The sequence below is a fragment of the Allobaculum sp. genome (assembly GCF_047010065.1).
Taxonomy (GTDB): domain Bacteria; phylum Bacillota_I; class Bacilli_A; order Erysipelotrichales; family Erysipelotrichaceae; genus Allobaculum; species Allobaculum fili.
Genome location: NZ_JBKXLD010000127.1, coordinates 1 through 5860 on the forward strand (window position 1 = coordinate 1; position 5860 = coordinate 5860).

General features: G+C 51.4%; 4 protein-coding genes and 1 other annotated feature. All 4 genes read left to right on the plus strand.

Features of this window, described 5'->3' with window-relative positions; translation table 11 throughout:
- The coding region (locus ACLUYS_RS09160; RefSeq protein WP_412659668.1) for a BspA family leucine-rich repeat surface protein at positions 1-966 on the plus strand (966 nt) is incomplete at its 5' end.
- A gap of 464 nt (positions 967-1430) precedes the next feature.
- The gene (locus tag ACLUYS_RS09165; protein ID WP_230268403.1) at positions 1431-1874 is read left to right on the plus strand and encodes a cell division protein SepF; all 444 of its coding nucleotides are present in this window, start codon (positions 1431-1433) and stop codon (positions 1872-1874) included.
- 2 nt (positions 1875-1876) lie between these two features.
- Positions 1877-2647: a YlmH/Sll1252 family protein gene (locus ACLUYS_RS09170; RefSeq protein ID WP_412659669.1), complete on the plus strand. Its 771-nt coding sequence runs from the start codon at positions 1877-1879 to the stop codon at positions 2645-2647.
- A gap of 15 nt (positions 2648-2662) precedes the next feature.
- Positions 2663-2875: a binding site (T-box leader), on the plus strand.
- A 42-nt stretch (positions 2876-2917) separates the two neighbouring features.
- Positions 2918-5659, plus strand: coding sequence for an isoleucine--tRNA ligase (ileS, locus tag ACLUYS_RS09175; protein ID WP_412659670.1), 2742 nt, complete (start codon positions 2918-2920; stop codon positions 5657-5659).
- The last annotated feature ends 201 nt before the right edge of the window (positions 5660-5860 follow it).

The following is a 5860-nucleotide window of genomic DNA, read 5'->3' on the forward strand; positions in this document are numbered from 1 at the left end:
GATACGTCCGATCGCTGGCCATGGTATCCCTGGCGCAAGGAAATCGACCGGGTAGACGGCAGCGCGCCTCTCAAGGTAATCGGTGATCTGAGCTATGCATTTGGCGGTGCCGAACGCGCCACCGTCAGCAAGCGCGGCATTTACACTTCAATTGAATCGATCGATCTCTCCGGCTGGGACACGAGCGAAGTCACCAGCATGCGTTCGCTCTTCTTTGACTGCAGCGGCATGACCGAACTGAACATCGACGGCTTTCAGACCGGAAACGTGCGGGATATGGCCAACATGTTCAACGGATGTTACAGCCTGCATGAACTGAACGTACAAAGCTTCGATACGCGAAGTGTCGAAGACATGTCCGGCATGTTTACCAGCTGCTACCTGCTCGAAAGCCTCGACGTTTCCGGTTTCGATACGTCCAATGTTCGAAACATGGAAAGCATGTTCGCGTTCTGCCACCGGCTGGGCGGTCTGGATGTATCTCACTTTGACACGTCGAAATGCGAGGACATGGGATTTATGTTCTCGGGCGACCGCGCCCTGCAAAGTCTGGATCTCTCCGGCTTCGATACCCGGCATGTGACGAATATGGACTTCATGTTTTCCGAGTGCAGCTCAATTCAGTCGCTCAATCTGGAAAGCTTTGATACCGCCAATGCCCTGAGCCTTTTCAAGATGTTCAACGATGCCTATCAGCTGCAGCGCCTGAACATCACGCATTTCCAGACACAGAACGCCCGTTTCATTCAGAAGATGTTTGACGGCTGCAAGGCGCTTTCTGTTGTCGGATTCGGCTCTGGGGTGCAGAACACGCTGAAGGCGTTTCGATCCCGCTTCCCGAAAGGCGAGTGGTATCTCAATAACGAAGGCCCGTTTGCCCTTCTCAAGCTGCCCGCTTTAGAGGAAGGCCAGACTGGCTGGCTGACACGCACAAAGCAGATGAGCGACGCCTTCAAGGACTTCTAGAACGGCAGCTCCACGCACCTCTTTGAATCGTTCAAACCCGATTGCATTAGAGCGCATGAGCATGAAATTTCATGCGCTCTGACCTGAAAAGCGACGCAAACCATTGCGCATAATCCCTGCTTCAGAATATGGAAAGCGCTTGCGAATTGCTCATAGGTAAAGTTCGATTGGAGATTGCGTGCGGATCTTTTGAGGACGCCGGAAAAGCCGCCATAAATTTTGCAGAATTCTATCGCCGCACTTGTATTCACGCCGTCTGGTCAGTAAAATACCACAAGCGGCAAAAATCGCCCTGTACCCATTCGATAGACAAACCCCGATCGATTTCCTGGCCTGACTTTCAAAAAAATCGGCTTTCTTACACGCAGATTCCATTGCGGAAAGGACAGGCGGCCACGGGTTTTCCTGGTTTCTGACCTTTCTGTCGTATGGTAAGATAAAAATTGTTTGGAGGAGGTTTATTTATGGGACTGATGGATCGTTTTAAATCATTCGTTGAACCTGGTGACGACGAAGAATACGTAGAAGAAGATGAAGTCGTAGAAACAGCAGAACAGTCTGCACCTACAGCTCGTCCTGCTGGCAACGCGTACGAAGTGAAGAAAGACAACGGCGCACCGCATCTGGATGCCAACACAAAAATGGTTCTTTTTGAGCCGAGAAGCCTGAACGAATCGGAACTGGCTGGCAACCGCATGAAAGAAGGCCGCGCAGTTGTAGTGAACCTGCACAAGCTGACTGATGAATATGCTCGCCGCATGGAAGACTTCCTGACTGGTGTAGCCTTTGCCCTTGGCGGAGAGCTCAAGCATATCGGACCGGATGTAATTCTCTGCTATCCGAAAGAAATCGGCGTAGCAGGCTCGATCAACCTGAACGACGAAGCTGAAGAAGAATCTGCTCAGTAATCATGGCGGAAAACACAAACGGTCATGAACAGTTTTTTCGATCGGTACAGAACGGCATCGACCGTTTTGAACGATTTGGAAAACCGTTCATGACCGGTTTTTTAACCCCTTTTGAAAAAATGCAGATCGGCCGAATCGCCGCGAAAGCCGGCGGGCGTTTTGACGGCGGATATCCGGACGCCGTACGCTGCCGCTTTATTCTCGACGAGGCTTTTGACCGTCCCGATCCAGAAGAAGACGGACTGTATATTCCAACAGGGGAATGCTGCGTAATGAAGGCAAAACTGCCTGCCTCTTCTTCCAGAGTGCTGAAGCATTCCGATGTGCTCGGCGCCCTGATGCACTCCGGCTTAAAGCGGGAGTCCATCGGCGATATCGCCGCAAGCCCGGATGCGCTCTATCTGGTCTGCAAGAGCGATCTGGCTGAATTCATTCATCAGGAAATTCGTCTGATCGCAAGAACCCCCGTCGAATTTGAAGAATGCGATCCGCTGGAAATGCCCAAACCGGTCTTTGAGCATCTCAAGATCAACACGGCAAGCATGCGCGCCGACTGCATTGTGGCAGCGCTTGCCCATTGCTCTAGAGCGGACGCAAAAAGCCTGATTGCACAGGGATTTGTAAAAGTCAATGATGCGATTCTTGAATCCGCGAAAGTGCTGTGCAATAATGACACCATCTCTGTACGCCGCCATGGAAAGTTCATGATAGGCGAACTCGACGGTGTCAGCAGAAAAGGCAGACTGATCGTAAATATTCTGAAATATCAATAAATGAATTTGTAAACAGAAAAAGCAATGACAAAGACGCGTCCTGCAGAATTTGGAAAGCAGAGAGCAGCCGGTTTGGTGAAAAGGCTGCATGAAAAATCTGCAGGGTATCACTTTGAAGCTGAAAAGGGGAATGGAGTACTCTTTTCCGGAAGCAGACCGTTATCTGCGAGTGCTTCAGGGAAAACGCCCTGAAGAAGTAAGGTGGTACCGCGCATTGTCGTCCTTAAACAAGGGCGGCTTTTTTTGTGTCTGCAGAAAGGACGTAAGAGAATGGAGAAAAAGAACGATTATAAATCGACCCTCCAGATGATGAAAACGACGTTCGAAATGAGAGGAAACCTCCCCAGGAAAGAACCGGTTTTTCAGAAACGCTGGCAGGATGAACATCTTTACGAAAAGATGCTCGCCAAACGCGAAGGCTGTGAGCCTTTTGTACTGCATGACGGTCCTCCGTATGCCAACGGGGACATCCATATCGGTCATGCGATGAATAAAGTCCTCAAGGATGTCATTAACAAATCGAAATTCATGCAGGGCTACCAGGTTCCTTACATCCCCGGATGGGATACGCACGGTCTCCCTATCGAAACCGCGGTAACCAAGCTTGGCTATGACCGCAAGAAAATCGGTATCCCGGAATTCCGCAAGATCTGCCGTGAATTTGCGCTCGAGCAGGTAGAACGTCAGAAAAAAGGTTTCCTGGCTTTAGGATCGATCGGCGATTACGATCATCCCTACATCACGCTGACTCCGGACTTTGAAGAAGAACAGATCCGTATTTTCGGAAAGATGGCGGTAGACGGTCTGATCTATCAGGGCCTCAAACCGGTTTACTGGTCTCCTTCGAGCGAAACCGCTCTCGCGGAAGCCGAAGTCGAATACAAGGATGTAACTTCGCCGACGATCTACGTGAAATTCCAGGTCAAGGACGGCAAGAGCATCCTCGATGAAAACGACTATTTCGTCATCTGGACGACCACCCCATGGACCATCCCGTCCAACCTCGGTATTTCCGTTCATCCCCGCTTTGAGTACGCCCGCGTCAAAACCGATCAGGGCAATCTGATCGTGCTTTCCACAATGGTGGAAGAACTGATGCAGCGTTTTGGCATTGAAAACTACGAAGTCCTCCAGATCATCCCTGGCAAGGATCTCGAATATATGACCGCAACTCATCCGCTTTATCCGGAAGTGGAATCTCTCGTTATGGTCGGCGAACACGTCACTGACGATTCCGGTACCGGTCTGGTTCATACCGCGCCTGGCTTTGGTATGGACGACTTCATGATCGGCCGCAAGTACGGTCTGCCTGTCTTCGTAAACGTTGACGCGCAGGGCCGCATGATGGATGTCTGCGGACCGCGTCTGGCCGGCAAAACCGTAGACGAAGCCAATCCGATCGTCATCGACTGGCTGACCGAAAAAGGTGCGCTGCTGAGCCGTGAAGATATCGTCCATTCCTATCCGCACGACTGGCGTACGAAAAAGCCGATCATCTTCCGTGCGACAACACAGTGGTTTGCTTCCATCGATAAAATCCGTGATCAGCTCCTCGATCAGATCCACTCCATTTCCTGGGTACCGGCATGGGGCGAAGACCGCATGAACAACATGATCGCCGACCGTGCCGACTGGTGCATTTCGCGTCAGCGTGCCTGGGGCGTACCTATTCCAATTTTGTATGGCGAAGACGGCACCCCGCTGATGGATCCGGTTCTGTTTGATTATGCAGCAAAGCTGATCGGCGAATACGGATCCAACGTATGGTTCGAACGCGACGCCAAGGATCTCGTTCCGGAAGGCTATACGAACGAACATTCGCCAAACGGTCTCTTCACGAAGGAAACCGATACGATGGACGTATGGTTTGACTCCGGAAGCTCCCATACGGGCGCGATGAAAAAACGGGGCCTCGGCTATCCGGCAGACCTGTACTTTGAAGGCTCCGACCAGTATCGCGGCTGGTTCAACTCTTCTCTGATCATTGGAACCGCCGTATACGGACAGGCTCCGTACAGACAGGTTCTTTCCCACGGATTCATCATGGACGAACAGGGACGCAAAATGTCCAAATCCCTGTGGAACGCCATGGCTCCGGCGGAAATCACCAACAAGTTCGGTGCGGACGTGCTGCGTCTTTGGGCGTGCATGGTGGACTATCAGGCCGACTGCTCAGTAGGCGACAATATCCTCAAACAGGTATCCGATACGTACCGCAAAGTCCGCAACACCTTCCGCTTCCTCGTCGGCAACCTGGACGGCAATACGTTTGGCAAGGACGATCTGCTCGATGTTGAAACGCTTTCGCCGCAGAACAAGTTCATCCTCGCTCTGCTCGACGATACGGTTGATGAAGTCCGCAAGGCGTACAACGAATACCGTTTCTCAGATGCGGTCAACCTGATGGTGATCCTGATGACTAACGAGCTCTCGAGCTACTACCTCGACTACGCGAAAGATATCCTCTATTGCGATGCAGAAGATTCGAGAGACCGCCGCGAAATCCAGACCGTTCTGTATCTCACGGCTTCGATTCTGACTCGTCTTTGGGCTCCAATCCTGGCGCACACCGCCGAAGAGATCAACGACCTCATGAAGTTCGATGAAGAATCCATCCACCTTTCCGAGTTTGTTAAATCCGGTCTGATCGAAGACACCACAGAACTGAAAAAGAACATGGAAACCGCGCTTGCGCTGCGCAAGGACGTACTGAAGGCTCTTGAAGAAGCCAAGACCGACGGCGTTCTGAAAAAATCCAACGAAGCCGTTCTGCGCATCCATGCCAATGATGAACTGCGCAGTATCGTAGAGGAGTACATCTCCAATCCGGCTCAGTGGCTGATGGTCGAGTCCGCTGAGTTCACGGACGAATCGCTCAAGCCGTATTCGGTATGCGAGATCGAAGTGAAACATACGGACGGACATCTTTGCGAAAGATGCCGCAACTATACGCACAGCCATCATGAAGGCGGCGTATGCGACCGCTGCGCAGAAGTTCTCGGCGTAGAATAAACGAAAATTTCCGGTTTCTGTCCGGATCCGAAACGGTCATGGACAAATCCCTGCTTTCTAAAGAAAGATTTTTGAGACTGCCTCGTCAGCCGATTTTTCGGCCGATTGAAGCAGTCTCTTTTGTTTTCGCAGCACGAGGCAGAAATAATGTAAGCGTCAAATAAAAGACGGGTATTTTCTCGACCGCCTCCTTGGGATAAT

Coding starts and splice junctions, on each gene's coding strand:
- ACLUYS_RS09165 (WP_230268403.1), top strand. CDS start 1,431: ATGGGACTGATGGATCGTTTTAAATCATTCGTTGAACCTGGTGACGAC.
- ACLUYS_RS09170 (WP_412659669.1), top strand. CDS start 1,877: ATGGCGGAAAACACAAACGGTCATGAACAGTTTTTTCGATCGGTACAG.
- ileS (WP_412659670.1), top strand. CDS start 2,918: ATGGAGAAAAAGAACGATTATAAATCGACCCTCCAGATGATGAAAACG.